This is a genomic window from Levilactobacillus tangyuanensis (genome assembly GCF_003946545.1).
Lineage (GTDB): Bacteria > Bacillota > Bacilli > Lactobacillales > Lactobacillaceae > Levilactobacillus > Levilactobacillus tangyuanensis.
In genome coordinates this window covers 1-3149 of the sequence record NZ_RHOA01000028.1, presented here as the reverse complement: position 1 = coordinate 3149, position 3149 = coordinate 1, and the positions used below count along the sequence as shown (strand labels likewise).

1 rRNA gene is annotated in these 3149 nt (G+C 48.8%); it reads right to left on the bottom strand.

Annotated features, from left to right (window positions below):
- Positions 1–81 precede the first annotated feature (81 nt).
- Positions 82–3000, bottom strand: a 23S ribosomal RNA gene (locus tag EKM96_RS10405).
- Between the last annotated feature and the right edge of the window lie 149 nt (positions 3001–3149).

Here is a 3149-nt window from a genome sequence, read left to right as displayed (position 1 = left end):
ACACTATGAAAGAACTTATTCTTTCAAAACTAGATATTATTCAATTATCTTCTTCTCTGAGAACACCTTGTTTTGTACAACTTGGTTAAGTCCTCGACCGATTAGTACTGGTCCGCTTCACCCCTCACGGGGCTGCCACTTCCAGCCTATCTACCTGATCATCTTTCAGGGGTCTTACTTCCATATAGGAATGGGAAATCTCATCTCGAGGCGAGTTTCACACTTAGATGCTTTCAGCGTTTATCTCATCCATACATAGCTACCCAGCGATGCGCCTGGCGGCACAACTGGTACACCAGCGGTATGTCCATCCCGGTCCTCTCGTACTAAGGACAGCTCCTCTCAAATTTCCTACGCCCGCGACGGATAGGGACCGAACTGTCTCACGACGTTCTGAACCCAGCTCGCGTACCGCTTTAATGGGCGAACAGCCCAACCCTTGGGACCGACTACAGCCCCAGGATGCGATGAGCCGACATCGAGGTGCCAAACCTCCCCGTCGATGTGGACTCTTGGGGGAGATAAGCCTGTTATCCCCAGGGTAGCTTTTATCCGTTGAGCGATGGCCCTTCCATACGGTACCACCGGATCACTAAGCCCGACTTTCGTCCCTGCTCGACCTGTCTGTCTCGCAGTCAAGCTCTCTTCTGCCTTTACACTCAGCGAATGATTTCCAACCATTCTGAGAGAACCTTTGGGCGCCTCCGTTACTTTTTAGGAGGCGACCGCCCCAGTCAAACTGCCCACCTGACACTGTCTCCCACCACGATTAGTGGTGTGGGTTAGAGTATTCACACAGCGAGGGTCGTATCCCACCAGCGCCTCACTCGAAACTAGCGTTCCGAGTTCTACGGCTCCGACCTATCCTGTACAAGCTGTGTCAACACCCAATATCAAGCTACAGTAAAGCTCCATGGGGTCTTTCCGTCCTGTCGCGGGTAACCTGCATCTTCACAGGTAATATAATTTCACCGAGTCTCTCGTTGAGACAGTGCCCAGATCGTTACGCCTTTCGTGCGGGTCGGAACTTACCCGACAAGGAATTTCGCTACCTTAGGACCGTTATAGTTACGGCCGCCGTTTACTGGGGCTTCATTTCTGGGCTTCGCCGAAGCTAACTCATCCACTTAACCTTCCAGCACCGGGCAGGCGTCAGCCCCTATACGTCATCTTACGATTTTGCAGAAACCTGTGTTTTTGATAAACAGTCGCCTGGGCCTATTCACTGCGGCTGCACTTGCGTGCAGCACCCCTTCTCCCGAAGTTACGGGGTCATTTTGCCGAGTTCCTTAACGAGAGTTCACTCGCTCACCTTAGGATACTCTCCTCGACTACCTGTGTCGGTTTGCGGTACGGGTAATTAATCACTAACTAGAAGCTTTTCTCGGCAGTGTGACATCGGATACTTCCCTACTAAAATTCGGTCCTCGTAACACCTTGTCCTTAGCAATAAGCATTTAACTCATCACCAGACTTGATGCTTGAACGCACATTTCCAATCGTGCGCATATCGTAGCCTGCTGCGTCCCTCCATTGTTCAAACATGATTAACTAGTACAGGAATATCAACCTGTTATCCATCGCCTACGCTTCTCAGCCTCGGCTTAGGTCCCGACTAACCCTGGGAGGACGAGCCTTCCCCAGGAAACCTTAGTCATTCGGTGGATCAGATTCTCACTGATCTTTCGCTACTCATACCGGCATTCTCACTTCTAAGCGCTCCACCAGTCCTTACGGTCTGGCTTCATTGCCCTTAGAACGCTCTCCTATCACGCAACCTATTGGTTGCATCCATAATTTCGGTAACATGCTTAGCCCCGGTAAATTTTCGGCGCAGGATCACTCGGCTAGTGAGCTATTACGCACTCTTTAAATGGTGGCTGCTTCTGAGCCAACATCCTAGCTGTCTATGCAACTCCACATCCTTTTCCACTCAGCATGTATTTAGGGACCTTAATTGATGGTCTGGGCTGTTCCCCTTTCGACGGTGGATCTTATCACTCATCGTCTGACTCCCGGATATAAATCAGTGGCATTCGGAGTTTATCTGAATTCAGTAACCCATGACGGGCCCCTAGTCCAAACAGTGGCTCTACCTCCACGATTCTTGACTCCGAGGCTAACCCTAAAGCTATTTCGGAGAGAACCAGCTATCTCCAAGTTCGTTTGGAATTTCACCGCTATCCACACCTCATCCCAGCATTTTTCAACATACACGGGTTCGGTCCTCCAGTGCGTTTTACCGCACCTTCAACCTGGACATGGATAGGTCACCTGGTTTCGGGTCTACGTCAATTTACTGAAACGCCCGTTTCAGACTCGCTTTCGCTACGGCTCCGGTCTTTCCACCTTAACCTTGCAAATTAACGTAACTCGCCGGTTCATTCTACAAAAGGCACGCTATCACCCATTAACGGGCTCTAACTAATTGTAGGCACATGGTTTCAGGAACTATTTCACTCCCCTTCCGGGGTGCTTTTCACCTTTCCCTCACGGTACTGGTTCACTATCGGTCACTAGGGAGTATTTAGCCTTGGGAGATGGTCCTCCCGGATTCCGACCACGTTTCACGTGTGTGGCCGTACTCAGGATCCTGAACTGAGGGTCAACGATTTCATCTACGGGGGTATCACCCTCTATGCCGTGCCTTCCCAGACACTTCGATTATCATTGACTTTGGTAACTCAAATGTTCAGTCCTACAACCCCAAAGAGCAAGCTCTTTGGTTTGGGCTATTCCCCGTTCGCTCGCCGCTACTTAGGGAATCGATTTTTCTTTCTCTTCCTGTGGGTACTTAGATGTTTCAGTTCCCCACGTCTGCCTCAACTTAAGTATGTATTCCCTAAGTTGTAATCATCGGTAAAGATGATTGGGTTTCCCCATTCGGAAATCTCCGGATCAAAGCTTACGTACAGCTCCCCGAAGCATATCGGTGTTAGTCCCGTCCTTCATCGGCTCCTAGTACCAAGGCATTCACCATGCGCCCTTCATAACTTAACCTAACGATTACTTCGTAATCGCTGATTAATTGAGTATTAGCGATATAAACTAATTAAAAAACTCAAAACAAAACGCAATGTTCTCGGTTTAATTATCTAATAAAATAATTAAAAGAAAATAATTGATAATATCTAGTTTTCAAAGAACAA